Genomic DNA, 22,890 nt, shown 5'->3' with positions numbered 1-22,890 from the left:
CCCCCATGTCGCCGTGTCGCCGTGTCGCCGTGTCGCTCCGATTGTCGTGGCCGCGGCCCGTGGCCCGACCGCCGCCGGCCTGCTACAGCAGCGGCAGGATCGTCGGCATCAGGTCCTGGAAGGTGCGTCCGTTGGCCGGGGTACCGAGGGCGGTCATCGTCCACCCCTGACCGGCGCGGTGCACCTTCGCCATGATCTGCGCCGTGTAGGAGCCGCCGCCGGCGAGCGTGTAGCGCGCCAGTTCCTGGCCGTTGGTCTCGTCGACGAGCCGGCAGAAGGCGTTCTGCACCTCCTGGAAGGTCTGGCCGGTGAACGAGTTCACCGTGAAGACGATCTGGTCGATGTGGACGGGCACACGTGCGAGGTCCACCAGGACGGCCTCGTCGTCGCCGCCCTGGCCGGCGCCGCCGACGAGGTTGTCGCCGGTGTGCCGCACGGACCCGTCGTCGCTCACCAGATGCCTGAAGAAGACGACATCGACGGGCTGCTTGTCGGCGAACAGCACGGCGGAGGCGTCGAGGTCGATCTCCCGGGTCCTGGAACCGAACAGGCCGCGCCGCGGAGCCGCCTGCCAGCCGAGCCCCATCCGGACCGCGGTCAGGCTGCCTCCGTCGTTCTTCTCCAGACTGATGGCCTGACCCTTGGTCATGTTGACGGTCACGCGCAGTTTCCCCTCTCGAGCTGTCCCCTGTTGCCGCGTTGTACGCGGTTGACCAGAACCCTACGCAGCGGCACGGACATCGCCGAACCCGGTGCACCGTTTGTGTCGGTGTTGCAACACTGCGGACGGGGTCCCGCGGAGCCCGGTGGCGCGGCGGGCGTCAGGTCAGACCGGCCTCCTTCATCTGGCGCAGTTCCCTCTTCATCTCGGAGACCTCGTCGCGCAGCCGGGCCGCGATCTCGAACTGCAGGTCCGCCGCCGCGGCGCGCATGCGCTCGGTCAGCTGCTCGATCTGCTCCGCGAGTTCCGTCGCCGGCCGGTCGGTCGGTGCCGCCTCCTCGGCCTTGGCCCTCTTCTTGGGGGACGGGGTGGACTTGGCGGCCTTCGCGCCGTCGCCCGCCCGGCCTCCCGCAGAGGGCACGGGGGCCTTGGTGCTGCGGCCGTCCTTGGCCGACCGGTAGCCCGTGCCGAGCAACTGCTCGGTGTCGACCTCCTCCCTGGCGATCTGCGCCACGATGTCGTTGATCTTCTTGCGCAGCGGCTGCGGGTCGATGCCCTGGGCCGTGTTGTAGGCGACCTGCTTCTCCCGGCGCCGATTGGTCTCGTCGATGGCCTTCTCCATCGCCGGAGTGATCTTGTCGGCGTACATGTGGACCTGGCCGGAGACGTTGCGCGCGGCGCGGCCGATGGTCTGGATGAGGGAGGTGCCGGAGCGCAGGAAGCCCTCCTTGTCGGCGTCGAGGATCGCCACGAGGGAGACCTCTGGCAGGTCCAACCCCTCGCGCAGGAGGTTGATGCCGACCAGGACGTCGAACTCGCCGGCGCGCAGCTCGCGCAGCAGTTCGACGCGGCGCAGCGTGTCGACGTCGCTGTGCAGGTAGCGCACCTGGATGCCGAGTTCGAGGAAGTAGTCGGTCAGGTCCTCGGCCATCTTCTTGGTGAGCGTGGTGACGAGGACCCGCTCGTCCTTCTCGGTGCGGGTGCGGATCTCGTGCACCAGGTCGTCGATCTGCCCCTCGGTGGGCTTGACGACGACTTCCGGGTCGACGAGCCCGGTGGGCCGGATGATCTGCTCGACGACGCCGTCCGAACGGGAGAGCTCGTACGCCCCGGGGGTGGCGGACAGGTAGACCGCCTGGCCGATCCGCTCCTGGAACTCCTCCCACTTGAGCGGCCGGTTGTCGAGAGCGGAGGGAAGCCGGAAGCCGTGGTCGACGAGGGTGCGTTTACGGGAGGCGTCCCCCTCGTACATGGCGCCGATCTGCGGGACGGTGACATGCGACTCGTCGATGACGAGCAGGAAGTCGTCCGGGAAGTAGTCGAGCAGCGTGTTGGGCGGCGAGCCCGGCGAGCGGCCGTCGAAGTGCATCGAGTAGTTCTCGACACCGGAGCAGGTGCCGATCTGGCGCAGCATCTCGAGGTCGTAGGAGGTGCGCATGCGCAGTCGCTGGGCCTCCAGCAGCTTGCCCTGCTTCTCCAGTTCGGCCAGCCGCTCCGCCAGCTCCTTCTCGATGTCGTTGACCGCCCGTTCCATGCGCTCGGGGCCGGCGACGTAGTGGGAGGCCGGGAAGACGTAGAGCTGCTGGTCGTCGCTGATGATCTCGCCGGTGATCGGGTGGAGGGTGGACAGGGCCTCGACCTCGTCGCCGAACATCTCGATGCGGACCGCGAGCTCCTCGTACACGGGGAAGATCTCGATGGTGTCGCCGCGCACCCGGAAGGTGCCTCGGGTGAAGGCCATGTCGTTGCGGGTGTACTGGATGTCGACGAAGCGGCGCAGCAGCTCGTCCCGGTCGATCTCGTCGCCGACCCGCAGCGGGACCATCCGGTCCACGTACTCCTGCGGTGTGCCCAGACCGTAGATGCAGGAGACCGAGGCGACCACGACGACGTCGCGGCGGGTGAGGAGCGAGTTCGTCGCGGAGTGGCGCAGCCGCTCCACCTCCTCGTTGATCGAGGAGTCCTTCTCGATGTAGGTGTCCGACTGCGGTACGTAGGCCTCGGGCTGGTAGTAGTCGTAGTACGAGACGAAGTACTCGACGGCGTTGTTCGGGAGCAGTTCGCGGAACTCGTTCGCCAGCTGGGCGGCCAGCGTCTTGTTCGGCGCCATCACCAGGGTGGGGCGCTGGAGCCTTTCGATCATCCACGCGGTGGTGGCGGACTTGCCGGTGCCGGTCGCGCCCAGCAGGACGACGTTCTTCTCGCCGGCGTCGACGCGCTTGGCCAGCTCGGCGATGGCCGCCGGCTGGTCGCCGCTGGGCTGGTAGGGGCTGACGACCTCGAAGGGCGCCACCGTGCGTTCGATGTGGGAAACGGGCCGCATGGAATCCACCGTACGACCAGCCACTGACATCCGGGCCGGCCCGCGGGTTCCGGCAGCCGGAGGATGGGCCGGTCAGGCGCGGGAGCGGCGCGGGGCCGCCTCCCGGCCGACCCGGGGCCGGGGCCTGCCGGCGGTGTCCACGACACGCGGATGTGCGGGGACCCCGGGCTTGCGCTCGGCGGGCGTCCACTGCGGGCTCCGTGCGGCCAACAGCGGGTCGAACAGGACGACGGCGCCCGCCAGGCAGAGAAAGGCGAGCGGCCCGACCAGCAGGGGGGCGAGGAGGGTCGCGGGCGAGTCGCCCGCGGGGGCGGCCGTCGTGCCGTCCAGGTGGACGGTGAGGGCCGCCATCCCCGTGTAGTGCGTGCCGGTGACGGCGATTCCCATGACGAGGCTCGCGCCCAGGGTCCAACCGACTCCTTTGACCTGCCCGGCCGCCCACAGGGCGGCGGTGGCGGCGACCACGGCGATCACTACGGAGGCCGCGACCAGGTAGGTGTTGTACTCCACCTTGCCGGGCACGCGCATGCCGGCCATACCCAGGTAGTGCATCGAGGCGATGCCCAGGCCGGTGACGGTGCCCCCGGTGAGCAGGGCGGCTCCGCGGGCGCCCTGGTATCCGACGATGAACACCCCGATACCGACCATGAGGATCGCCAGGCCGAGGCTGGCGAAGGTGGTGGCCATGTCGTAGCGGATCGGCGCCTCGTGGACGGTGAACCCCATCATCGCGATGAAGTGCATGGCCCATATGCCGGAGCCCATGGCCGCGGCTCCCAGGGCGAGCCAGCCGGGGCGCCAGGTGTGGGCCACCAGCAGGGCTCTGGTGGTGCAGCGCAGACCGAGGGCACCGCCGAGGCAGGCCATGAGAGACGCCACCGACGGCGTGACGAGTCCATAGCTGAAACCGTCGACCGTGCCCTGCATACGCGACTGCCCCTCCGACCGATCCGATCCGGTTTCTCCCGATCGCACCCTCCCCCGGCACCGCTCGCGCGGTCGGGTACGAGTGCGAAGAGTATGGCCCCCACCGGAATGGTCGAACGACCATCCGGCGAAGAAACACGTTCCCGCCCCGGATGTGGCGCACCGGTGAGCGGACTTCGGCGACTCGGTCCGCACCGCGGCCGTCTCACACCCTGACACGCTCACTCTCTGCTGTCAGAGTTGTGCCGTGAGTCACCGTTCAACGCGAGGAGTACGCATGCACGCGCGCACCGCTGCCGCCACCACCACCGCGCTCCTGGCCACCGTGGCGTTCCTGCTGCCCGCGTCGGAGGCCGCGGCCGACGGCTTCGCCGGCCCGCCTGTGGTGGTCGCCCATCGGGGCGCTTCGGCCTACGCCCCCGAGAACACGCTGGACGCCGTGGACAAGGCGCACGAACTGGGCATCCGCTGGCTGGAGAACGACGTCCAGCGCACCAGGGACGGTGAACTCGTCGTCCTGCACGACGGCAGCCTCCGCCGCACCACCGACGTCGAGCAGGTCTTCCCCGGCCGGGCACCGTGGAACGTGCGGGACTTCACGGCCGCCGAGATCGCCCGGCTGGACGCGGGCAGCTGGTTCGGTCCCGCCTTCGCCGGTGCGCACGTGCCGACGCTCAAGGAGTACGTCGAGCGGGTCGACGAGAACCACCAGAAGCTGCTCCTGGAGCTCAAGGACCCGGAGCTGTACCCGGGCATCGAGCAGCAGACGCTCAAGCTCCTCGGCAACGAGGGGTGGCTGGACGCGCGCCACCTGGCCGACAGGCTGGTCGTGCAGAGCTTCGACGCGGACAGCATCCGCATGGTGCACGCCCTCCGGCCCGCCGTCAGGACCGGATTCCTCGGCACCCCGCCGGTCGAGGACCTGGCCGAGTACGCCGCCTTCACCGACGAGATCAACCCCTCGCACGGTTCGGTCTCCGCGGCGTACGTGGCCGCCGTGCACGGGTATCTCGGAGCTCACGGCAGGCCCCTGCAGGTGTTCACCTGGACCGTGGACACCGCGGCGATCGCACGGACGGTCACGGGGTACGGCGTCGACGGCGTCATCTCCGACAAGCCGGACGTGGTCCGGGACGCGGTGGGAGGCTTCTGAGTCCTGTCGGGTACACCGCGGCGGAGCCCGCTGCCGCTGCGGTCGGCGCCGGCCCGCCGCGGTGACGGACGCGGCGGGCCCGGTTGTCGGTGGCGGGCCGTACCGTGGGGGGCATGAGCAGCGATGAGCGGTACGGGCAGCAGGTCGTGTGGGCCGTCGTGGACACCGGCATCGGTCCGCTGCTGCTGGCCGCGACCCGTGAGGGCCTGGTGCACGTGGCGTTCCACGCGACCGCCCCGGTGCGCGAGAAGGCCCTGCGAGGGCTGGCCGAGCGGCTGGGCGGCGAGCCCGCCGAGGCCCCGGACTCCCCCCTGCTGGCCGAGGCGATACGTCAGGTGCGGGAGTACTTCGACGGTCGGCGGCGCGACTTCGACCTGTCGTTGGACTGGTCGCTGATCTCGGGCTTCAACCGGCAGGTGCTGCGTGAACTGGCGTCCGGCGTCCCGTTCGGGACGGTGGTCGGGTACGGCGATCTGGCCCGCCGGGTCGGCCAGCCGCGGGCGGCGCAGGCGGTCGGTCTGGCGATGGGCGCGAACCCCCTGCCGTTGGTGGTGCCGTGTCACCGCGTGGTGGAGAGTGACGGCGGTATCGGCGGATTCGGCGGTGGCCTGGACACCAAGCGGCAGTTGCTGGCGCTGGAAGGAGTGCTGCCGGAACCGCTGTTCTGAGCGCCCCGGCCGGTCCCCGCGGCGTCGGCGCACGCAGCGGAACGGGCACGGCGCGGCGTGGTGGGATCACGCGGGGCGGGTGGGTCACCCGTAGTGGCGAGCCTCGAACACGTTGCCGTCGGGGTCCTGGAAGTAGAAGCTCCGCTCGGCCCTTCCGCGCGCACCGAAGGAACCGTGGGAGACCGCCGACACGGGTACGGAGGCGTCCTCCAACCGCCGGCGCAGTGCGTCGAACTGCGCTTCCGGCAGGGACAGGCAGACGTGGTTGACGGGGTGCCCCGCGCTCTCGGACGCCCCGGCGAGCATCGTCATGCGAGGTGCCGAGTCCGCGGGCATCAGGTCGAGGATGGTCTCGTCGTTGATCCGGACCGACGGGAAGGGAGCCCGACCCGCCTCGAAGCCGGCGAGCCGGAGCGGTTCGAGGCCGACGGTCTTCTCGTAGAAACCGGCCGCCGCCACCGGGTCGCGCACCCACAGGACGACGTGGTCCAGACGTGCCGAACTGTGCGTCATGCCTCCAGGCTCGCGCCCTCCCGTCGGTGCCGCAAGGGGTTTGATCGGGCGCGTCGCCCGCCAGGGATGAGGGAGTACCGAGAGACAGGAGGCAGGCCCGTGACGCTGGTGGTGTCCGAGGAGGTACGGGAGGCGGTCGAAGCGCACCGCCCGGTGGTGGCCCTGGAGTCCACGATCATCGCGCACGGTCTGCCGCGCCCGCGCAATCTGCGGGTGGCGCTGGAGCTGGAGGCGGCCGTGCGGCAGGAGGGCGCCGTACCGGCGACGGTCGCCGTGCTGGACGGGCGGCCGCATGTCGGCCTGGACGGGGAACAGGTGGAGCGGATCGCCCACGAGCGGGGCATGCGCAAGCTGGGTCACCGCGATCTGCCGCTCGCCGTGGCGTCGGGGGCCAGCGGAGCGACGACGGTGTCGGCGACCGCGCAGCTGGCGGCGCTGGCGGGTGTCCGGGTGTTCGCGACGGGCGGGCTCGGCGGAGTGCACCGGCAGTGGACGGCGACGCAGGACGAGTCGGCCGATCTCGGATTGCTGGCGCGCACCCGCATCACGGTGGTGTGCGCGGGAGTGAAGTCGATCCTGGACGTGCCGGCGACGCTGCAGCGGCTGGAGACGCTGGGCGTCTCGGTGGCCGGATACGGAACCGACCGCTTCCCCGGCTTCTACCTGTCCGACTCGGGCCATCCCGTCGACTGGCGGCTCGACACGCCACGCCAGGTGGCCCGGGTCATGCGGGCCCAGGACGCCCTCGGCGGCGCCCCCTCGGCGCTGATCGTCGCCAATCCGGTCGCACCGGAGGAGCAGTTGGACCCCGAACTGCACGCGCGGGTACTCGCCGGCGCGCTGCGGGAGTGCGAGGAACGCGGCATCTCGGGGCAGGCGGTCACCCCCTTCCTGCTCGACCATCTGGTGCGCCACACCGACGGGGCGTCCCTGCGCGCCAACCTGGCGGCGGTACGCGGAAACGTGCGTCTCGCCGGGCGGGTGGCGGTGGCATGGGCGGAGGCGTGACGGCGGCGGGCGGAGGTACGGGGGCGGCGGGCGGAGGTGCGGCGGCGGGCGGCGCCCTGCTCGTCGTCGGGGACGTGGTCACGGACGTCGTGGCCCGGCACAGCGGGCCGCTGGCGGCGGGTACCGACACCGCGGCGGTGATCCGGAAGCTGCCCGGCGGAGCGGGCGCCAACGTGGCGTGCTGGGCCGCCCACCGGGGATGCCCGGACGTACGGCTGCTGGGACGGGTCGGTGCCGACGCGGGGGCGTGGCACGAGCGGGAGCTCCTGGCGAACGGCGTGCTGCCCCACCTGGTCGTCGACCCCCGGACGCCGACCGGGACGGTGATATGCCTGGTCGACGAGGACGACGGCGGTGAGCGGACGTTCCTCACCGACAGTGGCGCCGCTCTGCGACTGGGCCCCGCCGACTGGGCGGACGGCGCACTGGACGGTATCGGCTGGGTGCACCTGTCGGGCTACCTGCTGTTCTCCGAGACCAGCAGGGCGCTGGTGGCCGCTGTTCTGCGGTCGGCACAGGCACGTCGGGTGCCCGTGAGCCTGGATCCGGCGTCGGCGGGCTTCCTGGCTCGCCTCGGCACCGACCGCTTCCTCGCGCTCGTACGGGGTGTGCGCGTCCTGCTGCCCAGCCGCGACGAGGCCTGCCTGCTCACCGGGGAGTCCGAGATCGCGGAGGCGGCGGCCGTGCTGAGCCGCCGGGTCCCGCTCGTGGTCGCCAAGGCCGGTGCCGACGGTGCGGTGGTGGCACCCTCGGGTGCGGCGCCCGAACGGGTACCTGCCCTGCCGGTGCGGCCCCGCGACACCACGGGCGCCGGCGACGCATTCACCGGCGGGTTCCTCGCGGCCCTGCTCGCGGGCGCGGCTCCCCGGGACGCGGCTGCGGAGGGGTGCCGGGCGGGCGCCGAGGCGGTGCGGCGGGTGGGCGGCCGGCCACCGCGGTGAGCGGCGCGGTCCGCCCGCGGGAGGACGGGCGGGCGGCCGCCCGGCGCCGGACGGCCGCCCGTCAGAAGTGCGGATCCGGCCCCGCAGTAGCCGACCGCGGCCGACGGCTGTCCCGCCCGGCGGCACTGCGCCCGCTGCGCCTCCGCGCGGATGCGCCAGCCGCACGGACGGTGCAGCTCCCTTACCCCGCCACCGCCCTCACCCCGGCACCGCCGTCGGCCACCGCCACGTCCCTCCCACGGCACCCCGGCGCGAGCGGCGCGAACGTGTCTCCGTCGCCCGTCCCGCGTCGCCTATCCCTTCCTGCCCCAGGCGGACACCAGGGGCGCGGTGGTCAGCTCCATGTCGCCGGCGGCGATGTTCGCGAGGTGCTGGTCGATGTCCTCGTCCGTGGCCAGGCCCGCGCCGACGAGTTCGCCGCGGAGCTGGCGGATCGTCGCAGCCTCGAGTGCGGCGCAGGCCGGGGAGGTGATGGGGAAGCATGCGTCGGCCTCGACGCGCCGCAGTCCGGCCTCCCGCAGCAGCCGGGGCAGCTTCCTGCCGTAGGCGAGGTCGGCGCCGCGATCGGCGAGAAGCTTGCGGAAGCCGTGGCGCAGCCGGTTGGCGAGCCGCTGCTCGGGGCCGTACTCGTCGGGGCAGGCGAGCGGCTGGAGGGCCGGATCGGCATCCTCGATGAGGAGGCGCCCGCCGGGACGCAGGCTGCCGGCAATCGAGCGCAGCGCCCGCTCGCGGTCGGGCACGTGGACGAGGACGAGCCGGGCGTGCACCAGGTCGAAGCCCTCTCCCGGCGACTTCTCGGCCCCGACGTCGTGCCGGCGCACCTCCACCGGAGAGCGGGCCGCAGCGGCGAGCCGCGTGGTGTCGATGTCGGTGGCGACGACCTTGCCGGTCGGCCCGACCTTCTTCGCCAGCCAGGACACCACGGAGGTGCTGCCGGCGCCGACCTCCCAGCAGCGCCACCCGGGGCCGATGCCCAGGCCCTCCAGATGCCGAAAGGTGGTGCTGTCGAAGAGGTCCGCGATGGCGTCGAAGCGCTCCGCCGCCTCGGTCTGCCGGTTGTCCAGGAGATAGCCGTCGGTTCGGGTCATGCCGTGATCATCCCAGTTGCCCTGCTTGCCGGGTACGGGCGACGCTCCGATGCGTCGTGCCGGTGCCGCCGCCCCCGAGGGGGAGCGGCCGGGGGCATGCTCGCCGTGCAGCGGTGCCGTGCCGCGTGTCGGCGCCCAGCGGACCGGCTTCCCGGTCGGCGGCGACAGGGGCCCGGTGCGGCGGCGGCACTCGCGCCCGCGTGACGGCCGGAGGATGGCACCGGGGGCCGCGTCCACAGCCGGGAACAAAGCGGAACTCCCCCTTCCCACAGGCCCGCACGCCGACGACGGGTTCCTGGCAGACTGGCGTGCCACGGGGCACAGAAGACGCCGCGCGAGGAGATCGAGAGGATCCACGCAAGGGGAGCCGTATGTCCATGGCAGGGAATCTGCGGAAGGTCACCGGCAGGGTCGGCGGTCTGCGGAGGGTGGCGCGACTGGCCCGGCGGCGCCTCCAGGTCGACCTGAGCCATCCGGTGCGGTCCCCGTTGGGCTCGTCGGTGGTGAGCTGCGTGACCTATCAGGACGGCGTCCGCACGGCGGGCGGAGAGGATCTGGACCAGGCCGTGCGCAGGGTGCGCGGCGGCGGGTTCCTGTGGCTGGGTCTGCACGAGCCGACGAACGAGGAGTTCGCCGATATCGCCCGGCTGCTCGACCTGCATCCGCTGGCGGTGGAGGATGCCGTCGAGGCTCATCAACGCCCCAAGCTGGAGCGGTACGGCGACATGCTGTTCGCGGTGTTCAAGACGGTCTGCTACGTCGAGCACGAGGAACTCACCGCGACGAGCGAGGTGGTGGGCACCGGAGAGCTGATGGTGTTCGTCGGCCGGGACTTCGTGGTCACGGTGCGGCACGGACGGCACGGATCGCTCGGTCCGTTGCTCGAGGGGCTGGAGTCGGATCCGGACCAGCTCGCCAAGGGGCCGTCCGCGGTCCTCCACGCGATCGCCGACCAGGTGGTGGACGAGTACCTGAGCGTCACCGGCGCCCTGCAGGCGGACATCGACGAGGTCGAGACGGCCGTGTTCTCCGAGAACGGCGCGCGGGCGGATCCGGGGCGCATGTACCAGCTCAAGCGGGAACTGCTGGAGCTGAAAAGGGCGGTGGTCCCCCTCGGCCGGCCGCTCCAGGAGCTGTCCGACCGGCCGATGCGGGTCGTCGATCCCGAGATACAGGCCTACTTCCGGGATGTGGCCGACCACCTGCTGCGGGCCGCCGAGCAGATCGCCTCCTTCGACGAACTGCTGAACTCCATACTCCAGGCACACCTGGCGCAGGTCACGGTGGCTCAGAACGAGGACATGCGCAAGATCACCGCTTGGGCGGCCGTGGTCGCCGTACCGACGATGGTGTGCGGTGTCTACGGCATGAATTTCGCGCACATGCCGGAACTCCACTGGAGGTTCGGCTACCCCCTGGTCCTGGGCCTGATATCCCTCGCCTGTCTGGCGCTCCACCGGGGCTTCCGGCGCAACGGCTGGTTGTGAGGGCGGCACCGGCGGTGCCGGCGCCGCCTGATGGAGGGCTCAGCGCCCGGCCGATGTGCTCCTGGCGTAGACGCTCTCGGCCCAGGCACCGATCTGGTCCTCCGACAGATGCTGGGCGAGGTCGGCCTCACTGATCATCCCGACCAGGCGCTTGTTCTCGATGACCGGAAGTCGGCGGATCTGGTGCTCCTTCATCTCGCGCAACACCTCGCCGACATCGGCGCCTGCGTCGACCCAGCGCGGGGTTCCCTGGGCCAGCTCGCCGGCGGTGACCCTGGAAGGGTCGCGCCCCATGGCGACGCAGCCCACGACGATGTCGCGGTCGGTGAGAATGCCGCAGAGCCGCTCGTCCGAATCGCTGATGGGCAGGGCTCCGACGCCGAGCTCACGCATCAGCTGCGCGGCGCGGTCGAGGGTCTCGTGGGCGGGGATCCACTGGGCGCCCCGGTGCATGATGTCTCCGGCGGTGGTCATGGAATGCCTCCCTGAGCCGGCCGGCCGGCGCGGCGCGGGTCGCACCGCTGTCCCGGCGTCCTACATTCTCGCCGCGCCGGACGGTGCCCGCATGTCCGCAGGCGGGGGGCCGACGGCGGTGCGGTCCGCAGGCGGCCGACGGGCGGCGCCCCTCGCCGCGGTGGGCCGCGGGCAGGCGGAGCGGGCGGGCAGTCCCCCTCAGCCGCTCCACGCGGGATGGTGCGGGTCGTCGGCACGCACCAGGATGTCGGCGGTGCCGGCTGGGTCCGTCTCGTGCGCATAGCGCTCGTGGGCGGGGAGGGTCCACTGGTCGTCACGGGGAGTCCGGCGGCGCAGCGCCGCCGGGGAGAGGCGGAGATGCACGGAGAGGTCGAAGGGGAACCAGTGGCGCAGCAGGAGGGGCCCGTGCAACAGCATGACTCCGCCGGGCGGTAGCTCCACGTAGGGGCTTCGGGTGGCGCGATCGGTGTCGGGGTCCCACAGGTCGCGGAGGATACGACCGTCGCCGCCCGGCTCCAACGGGCCGAACACCTCGCGCCACAGGGCACCGGTGTCGAACCAGCCGTCGTAGTAGGCGTCCACGTCCTGCCGTCCGTATTCCAGGCGCAGGGACGCGGGTCGCAGGAAACCGTGCGAGCCGACCACGCACGAGGGGCGGCCGCGAACGCTCAGCGCCTCGCCTACACGCTCCGCTAGGTCACCGGGCCGTGCCGCCGGTGCGCCGTCGACGGCGACCCTGGTCCAGGGACTGCTGTCGGCCGGTTCGAGGCCGAGCAACCGCTCGGCGATACGGTCGGCGAGCCGCTGCCAGGTGATTGCTTCGAGTCGCACACGGACCATGATGCGCCGACCGCCGCCGGGCATGCGTGGCACCCTTCCCAGCGGCGATGCCCTTGCCGGTGGCGACGCGTCCCCGGTCCGGCCGGCACCGTGCCCGACGACGAAGCGGAAAGGCGGCGGCGCCCCTGCGTTCTGCTCCCTCGCCGAGGACGGCGGACTGCGTCGCGCGCAGTGGGTCACCGCGCCCGGAGGCGGGCATGGAACGGACGTGACTCCCGCACGCACGGCCGCGCCGGCATCCCGTGCCGGTGGCCGAGCCGCGCCGCAGCGCACCGACCGGACCCTGTCGAGGACGTCGGTGGCGTCGGCGTGGTCGGAGCGGGCTGCCTTCACCGCGTTCCTTCGGATTGCCGGCTTGACCGGGGTTGCCGGGGTTGCCGAGGTCGGGGTTGCCAGGGTCGGGGTTGCTTCGACTGCTCCGCACCAGCGCGCCGTGCACGGGGCATCGGCTCGGTCACGCGGTACTCGCGAGCGATGCCCTCGCGGTCGCCGGAACCGGGTCGGCGCAGGCGGGAGACACCGGTGACGAGGGGGCCACCGGAAGCGTGGGAGGTCGGCACTCCCCCGCCGCACCTCCCGCGGTCCGAGGTCGTGTTCACTCCGCGACCGAACCGGGCGAGCCCTCCCGGTTCGCGCCGCGACCGAACCGGGAACGGCCGGAGCGGATGCGGTTCTGCGGCCCTCGCACCTCGCGCGTACGGGGCGGGCCGGGTCCGCCCGGCAGGTGCCCTCGCTCCGCCACCGGACTCAGCCGGTGGCCCCGCTCGAAGGGAAGTCCCATCAACTTGTAACGGAGTGCTAGTGGTTGGGAGTGGACGCCGGTCCGCCCCGGCGGCGAACCGGCTATCCCTGCCCTGCTCCGCAGGAGCTTCGTTTCCTCCCCCGGCTGAAGCCGGGGGTATCCACGAAGGAAGGCCCTGATGACAGGCACACCTGATCCTGTGACCCACAGCTCCCTTCTCGTCATCCAGCCCCTCAGACGCAGGCATTGCGCCGCGTGCCGCCGCGGTCCGTTACCGCTGGTCGTGCTCGAGGAGGGGGCTCCGCTCTGCCTCGACTGCGCGGACCTCGGACATCTGGTGTTCCTGCCGCGCGGTGACACGGCGCTGACCCGCAGGGCCGGGGAGGGCAGCACGCTCTCGGCGGTGGTCGTTCGGTTCAACCGCCGCGAGGCGCGCTACGAACGACAGGGTCTCCTGGTCGAGGAGGCCGCCCTGGCCCGGGCCGAGGAGCGGTGCCTGGCCGACGCGGAGGCCCGGCGGCGCCGTCGCGTCCGGGACGCGCGGCGGCGAGGAGCCGAGGACGCACGGTTCGCCGAGGCGTTCGCGCGGGAGATCCGGAGGCTGTTTCCGGGCTGTCCGGAGGGCCGTGCCCGAGACATCGCCGCGCACGCCTCCGCGCGGGGCAGCGGCCGGGTGGGGCGCAGCGCTGCCGGGCGGGCACTGGACGAGGCCGCGGTGGTCGCCGCGGTGGCGGCGTCCGTGCGCCATGCCGAAACGCCGTACGATCGGCTGCTGATGAACGGGGTGCCACGTCACGAGGCCCGGCGCCGGATCGCGGTGGGGGTGGCCGCGGTGCTCGGGCGGTGGCGGGCGGCGGGCGGCCGGGACACCACGGGGTGAGCCCGTCCGTGCCGGAGCGCCGCGGGTGAGCTTCCGTACGTGCGGGCGCGGGCCTGCCGGCTGCCCCGGCGGTCACGGCCCGCGGGCCTGCGCGGGTAGGCGCGGTCGCCGGCCGCGCGTCCGCCGGGGCGGTCGCCCTCGTGCCGGGCCGGGACGGTGCGACCGCCCGGCAGGAGGAGGACGTCCGGCCGCGCGGCGTCGGCACCAGGGGAGCAGGCGGGGCGGGATCGGGGACGGACAGGAGCCGAACGGGGTGGGCGCTGAATGATCGAGGGACCGTACCTGTTGCTGGCCGTGCTGGGCGTCCTGGCGACAGGGGTGATGGCCGGGGTCTTCTGTGCGTTCTCGGTGCTCGTGGTGCGCGGGCTGGCGGCGCTGCCGCCCGCGCAGGGCGTCGCCGCGATGAACGCGATCAACTCCTCGGCGGTGACGCCGGCCTTCGTGATCGTGTTCGCCGGGACGGCCATGCTGTGCACGGTGATCGCGGTGGTCACGTTCGTGGTGTGGCCGGCCGGTGCGGCGGTGCGGCTGCTGCTCGGCAGCGCCCTGTACCTGGTCGGCGCCTTCGGCGTCACGGTGGCCGCGAACATCCCGCGGAACGCCGCTCTGCTGCGGCTGGAGGCCGGCGGGGCCGAGCGGGACGCGTACTGGCCGTCGTACGTGCGCGAGTGGTCGCGGTGGAACCACGTCCGCGCCCTCGCCTCGGTCGCGGCGGCGGGCGCCTACCTGCTGGCCCTCCTGTGAATCGCACCGGTGCGCGGCGGCGCGCCGTCCCACGGCTCGGGCAGGACCCGTCCCGAGGGCGCCGCCGCCCGTTCTGCACCCGGGGTCGGCCGGACGTATCGTGGCCCCAGGAGCCTGCCACCCGGTGACGCCCGGCCGCACGGCCCGTCGCACGCGGACGCGAGGAAGACCGCCATGGCCGACCCCAAGGGATTCATGACGACGCCCCGCCGGGAGTGGCCCCGGCGTCCGGTCGAGGAGCGGGTACGGGACTGGGACGAGGTCCACGTACCGGACGCGCTGCTGCCGCTGGTCTCCCGGCAGGCCGACCGCTGCATGGACTGCGGGGTGCCGTTCTGCCACGATGCGTGCCCGCTGGGCAACCTGATCCCGGAGTGGAACGACCTGGTGGCTCGGGAGGACTGGCGGGCGGCGAGCGAGCGGCTGCACGCGACGAACAACTTCCCCGAGTTCACCGGGCGGTTGTGCCCCGCTCCGTGCGAGGCGGGGTGCGTGCTGGCGATCAACCAGCCAGCCGTGACGATCAAGAACGTGGAGTGCGCGATCGCCGACCGGGCCTGGGCGGAGGACTTCGTGCCACCGCGGGCCCCGGAGCGCCTGTCGGGCAGGACGGTCGCCGTGGTCGGTTCCGGGCCGGCCGGGCTGGCCGCCGCCCAGCAGCTGACCCGGGCCGGGCACACCGTCGCCGTCTACGAACGGGACGACCGGCCGGGCGGGCTCCTGCGCTACGGCATCCCCGAGTTCAAGATGGAGAAGCACCGCCTGGACCGCCGACTGGAGCAGATGCGGGCCGAGGGGACCAGGTTCCGCGTGTCGACGGAGGTCGGGCGGGATGTCGGGGCCGCGGAGCTGCGTACCCGCTACGACGCCGTGATGATCGCCACGGGAGCCACCGCCCCGCGGGAACTCGCGGTGCCGGGGCGGGACCTCGCCGGTGTCCACCAGGCCATGGAGTACCTGCCGTTGGCCAACCGGGTGTGCGCGGGCGACCTCGACGTCTCCCCGCTGTCGGCTGCGGGGAGGCACGTGGTGATCGTGGGCGGCGGGGACACCGGGGCGGACTGCCTGGGCACGGCGGTGCGGGAGGGCGCCGCCTCCGTGACCCAGCTGGACATCTACCCGCTGCCGGGCGCGGAGCGGGACGAGGAGTCCGACCCGTGGCCCACGTACCCGAGGGTGTACCGGCTCTCCCCGGCGCACGAGGAGGCTCGGGACCTGCGGACGGCGCCGGCTGCGGACACCGACGCGCGGTTGTTCGCGGCGTCCACGCTCCGTCTGGCCGGTGACGCCGACGGCCGTGTGCGGGAGCTCCACCTGGTCGGTGTGGATGCCCGGCGCCGTCCGCTGCCGGACGGCGAGCGGGCCCTGCGCGCCGACCTGGTCCTGCTGGCCCTCGGCTTCTCGGGACCGGACCACGGGGACGGGCTGGCGGAACAGCTGGGTGTGGAAACGGCCCCGCCCGGCACGTTCGCACGGGACTCCGGTTTCGCGACGAACGCTCGCGGTGTGTTCGCCGCGGGCGACGCGGCGCGCGGCCAGTCGCTGATCGTATGGGCGATCGCCGAGGGACGGGCGGCGGCCGCGGCGGTGGACCGGTATCTGACGGGGAGTTCGCGGCTGCCGGCGCCGATCGGGCCGCACGACCGCCCGATGGCCGTGTGACGGCGGCCGGTTCGGCGGGCCGGGGCCTTCCCCAACGGGGCCGGAGCGCCCCGCCGGGGGCCGCGGGGCCGGAGCGGGCGGGGGTCCGCGGGGCCGGAGCGGGCGGGGGTCGCAGGGCGGGAGCGGCTCGGCCCGCCGTCAGGGCTTGCGCGCCACCGCTCCGTATCCGGGAATGACGCCGTCGTCCTGGCCGGGCACCGGCTCGCCGAGTTCGGGGTGCCATCTGTGGACCACCTCGACACCGGGTTCGACGAGTTCGAGCCCGTCGAAGAAGCGGGTGAACCGGTCCCGGGAGCGCAGGGCGAGGGTCACACCGGCCGCCTTGAGCCTCGCGGTCGCGGCGGCCGACTCCTCGGGAGTGAAGTCCGCGGTGGCGTGGGTCATCATCAGGTGGCTGCCGGAGGGCAGCTCCGCCACGAGCCGGCGGACGAGTTCGTGCGCGCCGTCCTCGTCGGAGACGAAATGCAGCAGCGCGACGAGGGACAGCGCGATCGGCCGGCCGAAGTCCAGGACCTTGCGAGCGCCTTCGAGGACGGTGGCCGGATCCCGTATGTCGGCCTGGAGGTACTCGGTGGCGCCCTCCTCGGTGCCGCGCAGCAGGGCCGCCGCATGGGCCAGCACGATGGGGTCGTTGTCGCAGTAGACGATGCGGGCGTCGGGAGCGACCTGCTGTGCCACCTGGTGCAGGTTGGGTTCGGTGGGGATTCCGGTGCCGACGTCCAGGAACTGCCGTGTCCCGTTCTGCGCCAGCCAGCGTGTGGCGCGGTGCATGAAGGCGCGGTTGACTCGTGCCATCACCGGCACCCGGGGATCGAGGGCCAGCATCTGGCGCCCCATCTCCTCGTCGACGGGGTAGTTGTCCTTGCCGCCGAGGTACCAGTCGTACATCCGGGCGGGATGCGGCCTGCTGGTGTCGATCCGGTCGGCGCCGACGGTGTCCTGTCCGGTCATACGGCACTCCGTGAACATGGAAGAGCGGGAACTGATCAAGTCAGCACCACGATAGGGAAGTCGAAGCCGGAAGGAGACACGGGTTCAGGACAGCAGGAAGTCGGCCACCCCCGCCTTGGCGCCCTCGATGAAAGCGGTCATCTCGTCGGAGGTGTAGATCAGGGCCGGTCCGTCGGGGTCGGTCGACTGGCGGACGGCGATCCGGCCGTCGGCGAGTTTCATCGCCTCCAGGCAGTTGCCGCCGTTGCCGCCGCTCCACGGCCTGTGCCAGCCCTCGCTGCCCAGCTCCCGGGCGGGCATCCCGTTGTAGATCCGCTCGCTGCGGTCCCGCGGCCCGGACTGGGACGTGATGCGATCCATTCACAACTCCTTGCGAAGATCCCGGAGGATCTCCTTCGTGCGGTGTGCCGTAGCGGCCTGCGCCGCCATGCGGTCCATGACCTCGAGGTGGCTCGCCACCTCGGCGCGCGCGTCCAGGTAGACGGCGCCGGTCAGGTACTCGCTGTAGACCATGTCCGGCAGTTCGGGCATGGCGAAGCGGAAGAGCACGAACGGCCCGTACGTGCCGGGGTGCGGGCCGGCGGAGAACTCGGCGACCTGCAGGGTGAAGTGGGACAGCGCCGTGGCGTCGAGCAGCCTGTCGATCTGGGCACGCATCACCTCCGGGCCGCCGACCGGGCGGCGCAGAGCGGTCTCGTCCATGACGACCCACAGCCGGGGCGCGTCCGGGCGGGTGAGCAGGTCCTGGCGCTGCATGCGCAGTGCGACGTGGCGCTCTATGTCGTCGGGGCTGGTCTGGCCGATGGCGCCGGATCTCAGTACGCCGCGGGCGTAGTCCTCCGTCTGCAGCAGGCCGGGCACGAAGTGCGGTTCGTACTGGCGGATCAGGGCGGCCGCGCCCTCCAGGCTGACGTGCATGGAGAACCAGCCGGGCAGGATGTCGTGGAAGCGCTGCCACCAGCCGGGCCGATTGGCGTCCTCGGCCAGTTGCACGAACGCCTCGGCCTCCTCCTCGCAGACGCCGTAGGCCTTCAGCAGCAGGTGCACGTACGGGATCTTGAGCGTGACCTCGGCCATCTCCATGCGGCGGATCGTGGCAGCCGCGACCCGCAGCACGCGGGCGGCCTCCTCGCGTTTGAGCCCGGCGCGCTCACGCAGGTCCAGCAGGCGCCGGCCGAGGATCACCTGACCGACCGTCGGCGCGGACCGCGGCTCGCTCAACGCTCCACCTCCACCAAGGGCCCCGGGGCCGGACGACGTCCGGCGGCGAGGGGACGACGACGTCGAAGAATCAGGACAGCCCAGCGGCGCCACTCGAAGGCCTGTTCGAAGATCGAATCGCACCGATCCCCGAGGACCCTCACGGGCGCCGCTCAGCATGCTGTTGCGAGCAGTGTGCCACGGCCTCTCACCGCGTCATACAGCACTCTGCAATTTTCAGAGTGACACTTGCCAAGTGTTCATGGCGAAGAGATAGTGGCAAGCGTGATTCCGTCCGCGCCCTTAGGAACAGACGCCGTCGCAGACCGTTCCGGTCTCGGCGCCGCCACGGGAGCAGGGCCCGCCGAGGCCGCTGCCCAGCGCCGGTTCCGTTTCGAGCTGGCCGCACACCCCGGTTCGCCGGCCCGAGCCAGACACCTGGCGCGGGCCCGACTGACCGGCTGGTCGGTGTGCGAGGACACCTGCGACACGGCGGCCCTGGTCATATCCGAGCTGGTCACCAACGCGATCGTGCACACCGCGAGCAGCGTCGTCGTCTGCGAGCTGCACGACGGTGACGAACTGGTCCGCATAGCCGTGCGCGACCAGGGGTGCGCACCGGGCGAGCCGAACGCGTCCCGGCGGCAGCCCGAGGAGGAGCACGGGAGGGGGTTGCTTCTCGTCGACGCGATGTGCCACTCCTGGGGCGTCCAGGAGCACGGTCCCGGGCTGCTGGTCTGGGCGGAGCTACCGCGCCGGGCGGACACGCCCGGGATGCCCGCCGCACCGCGCAACGACCTCGGCTGGGGCACACGCCCCAAGCCGGGCCCGGCAGGCGGCTCCGGCGACGAGGAGGAACGCCGCCCGGAGCACCGCGCGGCCGTCCCGCATCCGCAAGGGCGGCCAGCCGGCGCACACCGGGACCGGTGGCAGCCGAGCCCCGGGCCGGAACGGAATACGCACCCGCGGAACGGGGACCTGCCCGCGGAAACGCCCGCGCCACGGCACCGCCCGGAGGCCCCCTGGCCGGCCCGGCGGCCCGGCGCCGCCGGCCGGGCGCAGCACGGATCCGGGGCGACGGGTGTGCCCCCGCAACCGCAGTCGAAGTCGCGCCCAGCGCCGCAAGCGCACCCGGAGAGGGGTGGGGCGTGAGCCGTGTTCCCGGCCGCACCGCGGCATTCGGCATGGACACCCTGGTCCGGATGGGCCGTGGACTACCCGCCGCACGGAGCCCGCAACGACTGGCCCTGCCCGAGGGCATGACCGCTCCGCTGGGCTGCGACGCGGTGGTCGCACCGGCCCGCCTCGGCCCGCAGGTGCTGCCGAGGCTTCCCCGGGTGGGATGCGTGTACGCCGACGAGACGCGCTGGTGGTGGATCGTCCCGTCCGACTCCGACTACGCCCTGGACTGGCCGGCCCCCGCTCGGTACGCCACCGGCGCACTCCTCCCGGACCTCCCGGACACCCCGAACCTCGTCCACCGCCCCGACGACCCGGTCCCGTACACGCCGCCGATACCGCTCTATCTGGCCCTGTGCCGACTGACGGGCACCGTGCCGAGCTGGTCCCGCCCGCTCAACGTGTAGTCCCGCCCCCGCGGCCGCCGCTCCAATCTCCCGCCCCCGCCCCCGCTCCCGCGGCGGTCGGCGCCGCGCGCGCTTCGCACCACCCCCGGCAGGGCAACCGAGCGCGGAACCGGCGGGCTTGGACCCTCGGCAGGGGGTCGCGCGATCGGGGAACCATCGGGTGGGGTGGCAAATGCGGTGCGCCGGGACGCGTGGGCCGCTGCGGGCCGCCTCCGGGGTGGCGTCGCCGCGGAGGTGGCTACTCGACGACGTCGCCGGCCCGGACGATCACCAGGAACGTGTCCGTCGCGAGGTCCATGACAACCTCGGCGGCCAGTCCTTCCAGACGCCGCGCGTGCGCGAACTCCTCGGCAGGCCACGATCCGCGCGGCCCGCCCGCGGGAAAGCGTTCGAGCACTGTTCGCCCGTTCACCACCCTGCACCTCCAGAAAGCGTCGTACCCGTAGGAGTTAACGCCCTCCGAGGTGCGAACGCCCCGCGCGGTGACGGGACTGAGACATTGTCGACACCTGTTCAGCGCGCGGGATGAGACGCGGGTCACCTTGCATCGGGTTCCAGACACCCTCCGCATCCACCACCGCACCCAGTGTGACCTCGGTGCGGACCGCCGTCCGCGGGGGAACCAGGCGGCTTCGGCGGGCTGGAGCGGCACCGAGCGCGACACGTACGGGTCGGGGTCCGTACGCCGGGCCGGACCCGCGCACCGCACGCCGGAGTTCGGCCGGGTGGGTCTCGGCAGGGAGCGCCGCCGTCCCTCCGGCGCCCAGGGCCGCTGCGGTTGCGGACCGGTCGGGCAGTCTGACCGGTCGGGCAGTCTGACCGGTCGGGCAGTCGGGCAGTCGGGCAGTCGGGCAGTCGGGCAGTCGGGCAGTCGGGCAGAAGAGCATCGGGCCGGTGTGCGGACAGAGCGGGCTACGGGGCGACCGGTTCGCCGTCCGCTGCGGCAGGCATGCGTCCGGGGGCGACCGGGCGCTGCTGACGCAGCGCGCCCCTCAGTACCGTGTCCTCGATCACCGGGACGCCCGGCAGCCCCACCTGCCGACCCGCCCGGTCCAGCCGGTCCAGCAGTCCCCGGATCCTCCGGGTGTGGCCGGGGGTGAGGTGTCCGGCGTCGTCGAGGTGGACGGCGCACGCGGTGGTGGTGTCGACGAGGCGCTCCAGAACGACCGCCACCTCGTCGGTGCCCCGGGTGTGCCGGGCGAGCGTGGGTAGTTCGGCGGCCGAGAGGGCGATGGCCGAACGCGCCGCGGCAAGGCTGCGGTACGCCTCCCGGCGCAGGGTCCAGCGGACGGCCCGGTCGGCGGAGGGGGCTCCGTTCAGTACGTGCGCGAGGTAGGCGCCTGCGGCCGAGGAGGCGGCGGCGAGCCGCGCCCGGACGGCCCCGCCGCGCTGTCCCGGCATCGGCAGGTGCCCCACGACCAGGACGATCACGCAGGCCAGCAACGTCTCCCCGATCCGGCCGACGGAGGCCTGGGCCTCGCCTCCCACCATCACCAGGGCCAGGACCAGCACCGTGACGACGGCGGTCTGTGCGGCGAAGTGCCGTGTCGCGACGGGGACCAGCGCCCCGCACACGGCTACCAGCACCACCAGCCCGCCGGGGCGAGGCAGTACGGCGGCGAGGGCCGCGAAGACGACGGCCCCCAGCAGGGTTCCCGCGACCCGGGACAGCACCCGCGACACGAGGGGGCCGAGGTCGGGCTTGACGAGGAAGACCACCGTCACCGGCAGCCAGTACCAGTGGGCATGGCTGCCGTACAGGTGGCCGCGGTGCAGCGCCTGGGCGGTCCCGGCGGCGGCGCCGAAGCAGAGGGCGACCCGCATCCCGTACTCGCGTCCGCCGGGCCCGAGGACGGCGCGCGCCGCGGTCCTCACCGTGCGCCTGCGCGCCGGGAGGTCGACCGCCCTGCCCCGGTCGAAGGTCTCGGCGGCCAGCAGGAGCGCGTCGTCGAGGGCGCGCAGAGCGGGTACGTCGCGGCTCGGCGCGGGCAGCGGCCCGGAGGGGGTGTTGCCCCGGACTGCGGCGGCCAGCAGCCGGGGTCCGGCGGACGCCCGCGCGGAGACCGGCTCCCCGGCCCACGCCAGCGCGGTAGCCGCTTCGGCGAGCGGCAGCGCGGCGGCGTACTGCGCGTGCAGCCGCCGCTCGGCCGCGGAGGCGGCATAGCGGCGCAGCCGGGGTCCGGTGAGTGCGTCCTGCGCCTGGTCGAGCACCGCGGTCAGCGCTGCGCGCCGCGCGGTGGCATCCGCGGTCCCGGCGGCGTCGAGCAGCGCCGCAACGGCTTCGTAGACGGCGGCGACGGCCCGGCGCTCCCCGTCGAACCGGAAGTCTCCGGTGAGGGAACCGGGGCTGGGCAGGGCCAGCCGCAGCAACAGCAGCCAGCCGGCTCCGGCGACATACGCCAGGGACCGCACCCAGCCGCTGTCGGGCAGCGGCATTCCCGCGCCGATCGCGGACATGACCAGCAACTGCGTGGCGGCACCGGAGGCGACGGGGCCGACCGCGCTCACCGCTCCGGCGAGCAGCGCGAGGAACGAGAGGAGAAGGGTGAGCACGATGGCGCCGGTGCTCTGGCCGGCACAGGTGCCCGCGAGCAGCCCGAGTGCCCCGGCGAGGGCCGGCACCCCGATCCGGGTGACGGAGGCGCGCCGGCTTCCCGGGCGGTCGTTGACCCCGGCGAGCATGGCGGCCACCGCGGCGACCACGCCGAGAGAGGGCCGGCCGGCGGACAGCGAGGCCGCGAGCAGCGGCCCCGCGGCCAGGGCGCCGCGCGCGACAGCGCTCCGGAGCACAGGGCCGCGCTGGGTGCGCAGGGCGTGGGCGAACCAGGGCGGCAGCACGACGGCGACGCGGCGGGACACGGGGCTCCTGTCCGTACGAGGGCGGGGCGCCTTCGGACGACGGTGGCCGGGCGGTGCGGTGAGCGGGGCTTCCACGGTAGACCGTGCAACGGGAGGACGGGGGACATCCGTGTTGCGGGACGGTGACGGATGCCGGAGGGAGGGACACCGGTAGTGCCGGGCGGCGCCCGGCTCGCGCCTTCC

Annotated in this window: 21 protein-coding genes and 1 pseudogene; 10 read left to right on the top strand and 12 right to left on the bottom strand. The window is 73.1% G+C overall.

Translation table 11 applies throughout. The features are described from left to right. Nucleotides 1-82: 82 nt before the first annotated feature. From ACL02U_RS22610 to ACL02U_RS22600, 3 genes are all read right to left on the bottom strand, one after another. Entirely contained in the window at nucleotides 83-661 is a 579-nt protein-coding gene (locus tag ACL02U_RS22610) for a TerD family protein (protein WP_412792718.1), read from the bottom strand. A 160-nt stretch (nucleotides 662-821) separates the two neighbouring features. Continuing rightward, nucleotides 822-2,984: an excinuclease ABC subunit UvrB gene (gene uvrB / locus ACL02U_RS22605; protein ID WP_412792717.1), complete on the bottom strand. Its 2,163-nt coding sequence runs from the start codon at nucleotides 2,982-2,984 to the stop codon at nucleotides 822-824. Between the two features lie 72 nt (nucleotides 2,985-3,056). Next, complete coding sequence (locus ACL02U_RS22600; protein ID WP_412792716.1) at nucleotides 3,057-3,911, bottom strand: MHYT domain-containing protein; 855 nt, start codon at nucleotides 3,909-3,911, stop codon at nucleotides 3,057-3,059. A gap of 277 nt (nucleotides 3,912-4,188) precedes the next feature. Between ACL02U_RS22600 and ACL02U_RS22595 the strand changes: the two genes are divergently transcribed. Beyond that, complete coding sequence (locus ACL02U_RS22595; RefSeq protein WP_412792715.1) at nucleotides 4,189-5,064, top strand: glycerophosphodiester phosphodiesterase; 876 nt, start codon at nucleotides 4,189-4,191, stop codon at nucleotides 5,062-5,064. Between the two features lie 113 nt (nucleotides 5,065-5,177). Further along, nucleotides 5,178-5,732: a methylated-DNA--[protein]-cysteine S-methyltransferase gene (locus tag ACL02U_RS22590; protein ID WP_412792714.1), complete on the top strand. Its 555-nt coding sequence runs from the start codon at nucleotides 5,178-5,180 to the stop codon at nucleotides 5,730-5,732. Nucleotides 5,733-5,816: 84 nt separating this feature from the next. On the opposite strand, the gene ACL02U_RS22585 is transcribed toward ACL02U_RS22590, so the two are convergent. Next, nucleotides 5,817-6,245 carry a VOC family protein gene (locus tag ACL02U_RS22585; protein ID WP_412792713.1) on the bottom strand — a complete coding sequence of 143 codons (429 nt, stop codon included), beginning with the start codon at nucleotides 6,243-6,245 and terminating at the stop codon, nucleotides 5,817-5,819. Nucleotides 6,246-6,344: 99 nt separating this feature from the next. Between ACL02U_RS22585 and ACL02U_RS22580 the strand changes: the two genes are divergently transcribed. Continuing rightward, a complete protein-coding gene (locus ACL02U_RS22580) occupies nucleotides 6,345-7,253 on the top strand; it encodes a pseudouridine-5'-phosphate glycosidase (protein WP_412792712.1) in 909 nt (302 codons plus the stop codon). Further along, a complete protein-coding gene (locus ACL02U_RS22575) occupies nucleotides 7,238-8,194 on the top strand; it encodes a carbohydrate kinase family protein (protein WP_412792711.1) in 957 nt (318 codons plus the stop codon). Before ACL02U_RS22580 ends, ACL02U_RS22575 begins: the two co-directional genes overlap by 16 nt. Before the next feature lie 293 nt (nucleotides 8,195-8,487). On the opposite strand, the gene ACL02U_RS22570 is transcribed toward ACL02U_RS22575, so the two are convergent. Continuing rightward, entirely contained in the window at nucleotides 8,488-9,282 is a 795-nt protein-coding gene (locus ACL02U_RS22570; protein ID WP_412792710.1) for a methyltransferase domain-containing protein, read from the bottom strand. Between the two features lie 371 nt (nucleotides 9,283-9,653). Between ACL02U_RS22570 and ACL02U_RS22565 the strand changes: the two genes are divergently transcribed. After that, nucleotides 9,654-10,769: a magnesium and cobalt transport protein CorA gene (locus ACL02U_RS22565; RefSeq protein ID WP_412792709.1), complete on the top strand. Its 1,116-nt coding sequence runs from the start codon at nucleotides 9,654-9,656 to the stop codon at nucleotides 10,767-10,769. A 39-nt stretch (nucleotides 10,770-10,808) separates the two neighbouring features. Here the strand turns inward: ACL02U_RS22565 and ACL02U_RS22560 are convergent, their stop codons facing one another. Continuing rightward, the gene (locus ACL02U_RS22560; protein WP_412792708.1) at nucleotides 10,809-11,243 is read right to left on the bottom strand and encodes a CBS domain-containing protein; all 435 of its coding nucleotides are present in this window, start codon (nucleotides 11,241-11,243) and stop codon (nucleotides 10,809-10,811) included. Nucleotides 11,244-11,441: 198 nt separating this feature from the next. Beyond that, nucleotides 11,442-12,074, bottom strand: coding sequence for a uridine kinase (locus ACL02U_RS22555; protein ID WP_412792707.1), 633 nt, complete (start codon nucleotides 12,072-12,074; stop codon nucleotides 11,442-11,444). A 929-nt stretch (nucleotides 12,075-13,003) separates the two neighbouring features. Here ACL02U_RS22555 and ACL02U_RS22550 point away from each other — a divergent pair. The 3 genes from ACL02U_RS22550 (at nucleotide 13,004) to ACL02U_RS22540 (ending at nucleotide 16,111) form a co-directional block, all read left to right on the top strand. Next, the gene (locus tag ACL02U_RS22550) at nucleotides 13,004-13,705 is read left to right on the top strand and encodes a DUF2293 domain-containing protein (protein WP_412792706.1); all 702 of its coding nucleotides are present in this window, start codon (nucleotides 13,004-13,006) and stop codon (nucleotides 13,703-13,705) included. A 264-nt stretch (nucleotides 13,706-13,969) separates the two neighbouring features. Then, the gene (locus ACL02U_RS22545; RefSeq protein WP_412792705.1) at nucleotides 13,970-14,449 is read left to right on the top strand and encodes a DUF1772 domain-containing protein; all 480 of its coding nucleotides are present in this window, start codon (nucleotides 13,970-13,972) and stop codon (nucleotides 14,447-14,449) included. 174 nt (nucleotides 14,450-14,623) lie between these two features. Further along, a complete protein-coding gene (locus ACL02U_RS22540; RefSeq protein WP_412792704.1) occupies nucleotides 14,624-16,111 on the top strand; it encodes a glutamate synthase subunit beta in 1,488 nt (495 codons plus the stop codon). Between the two features lie 138 nt (nucleotides 16,112-16,249). Here the strand turns inward: ACL02U_RS22540 and ACL02U_RS22535 are convergent, their stop codons facing one another. From ACL02U_RS22535 to ACL02U_RS22525, 3 genes are all read right to left on the bottom strand, one after another. Continuing rightward, on the bottom strand, nucleotides 16,250-17,062 hold the full coding sequence (locus tag ACL02U_RS22535) for an SAM-dependent methyltransferase (RefSeq protein ID WP_412792703.1): 813 nt from the start codon (nucleotides 17,060-17,062) through the stop codon (nucleotides 16,250-16,252). Between the two features lie 84 nt (nucleotides 17,063-17,146). Beyond that, complete coding sequence (locus tag ACL02U_RS22530) at nucleotides 17,147-17,422, bottom strand: DUF397 domain-containing protein (protein WP_412792702.1); 276 nt, start codon at nucleotides 17,420-17,422, stop codon at nucleotides 17,147-17,149. Then, the gene (locus ACL02U_RS22525) at nucleotides 17,423-18,283 is read right to left on the bottom strand and encodes a DUF5753 domain-containing protein (protein WP_412792701.1); all 861 of its coding nucleotides are present in this window, start codon (nucleotides 18,281-18,283) and stop codon (nucleotides 17,423-17,425) included. A 228-nt stretch (nucleotides 18,284-18,511) separates the two neighbouring features. On the opposite strand from ACL02U_RS22525, the pseudogene ACL02U_RS22520 reads away from it, so the two are divergent. Together ACL02U_RS22520 and ACL02U_RS22515 are read left to right on the top strand one after the other, a co-directional pair. Further along, nucleotides 18,512-19,168 (top strand): annotated as a pseudogene (locus tag ACL02U_RS22520) (ATP-binding protein); the annotation flags it as partial. A gap of 278 nt (nucleotides 19,169-19,446) precedes the next feature. Next, nucleotides 19,447-19,848, top strand: coding sequence for a hypothetical protein (locus tag ACL02U_RS22515; protein ID WP_412792738.1), 402 nt, complete (start codon nucleotides 19,447-19,449; stop codon nucleotides 19,846-19,848). Nucleotides 19,849-20,086: 238 nt separating this feature from the next. On the opposite strand, the gene ACL02U_RS22510 is transcribed toward ACL02U_RS22515, so the two are convergent. Beyond that, nucleotides 20,087-20,260 carry a hypothetical protein gene (locus ACL02U_RS22510; protein ID WP_412792700.1) on the bottom strand — a complete coding sequence of 58 codons (174 nt, stop codon included), beginning with the start codon at nucleotides 20,258-20,260 and terminating at the stop codon, nucleotides 20,087-20,089. A gap of 500 nt (nucleotides 20,261-20,760) precedes the next feature. Further along, a complete protein-coding gene (locus ACL02U_RS22505) occupies nucleotides 20,761-22,707 on the bottom strand; it encodes an FUSC family protein (RefSeq protein ID WP_412792699.1) in 1,947 nt (648 codons plus the stop codon). Nucleotides 22,708-22,890: the final 183 nt, after the last annotated feature.

Source organism: Streptomyces sp. MS06 (assembly GCF_047200655.1).
Classification (GTDB): domain Bacteria; phylum Actinomycetota; class Actinomycetes; order Streptomycetales; family Streptomycetaceae; genus Streptomyces.
This window is presented reverse-complemented; position numbering and strand designations above follow the sequence as displayed.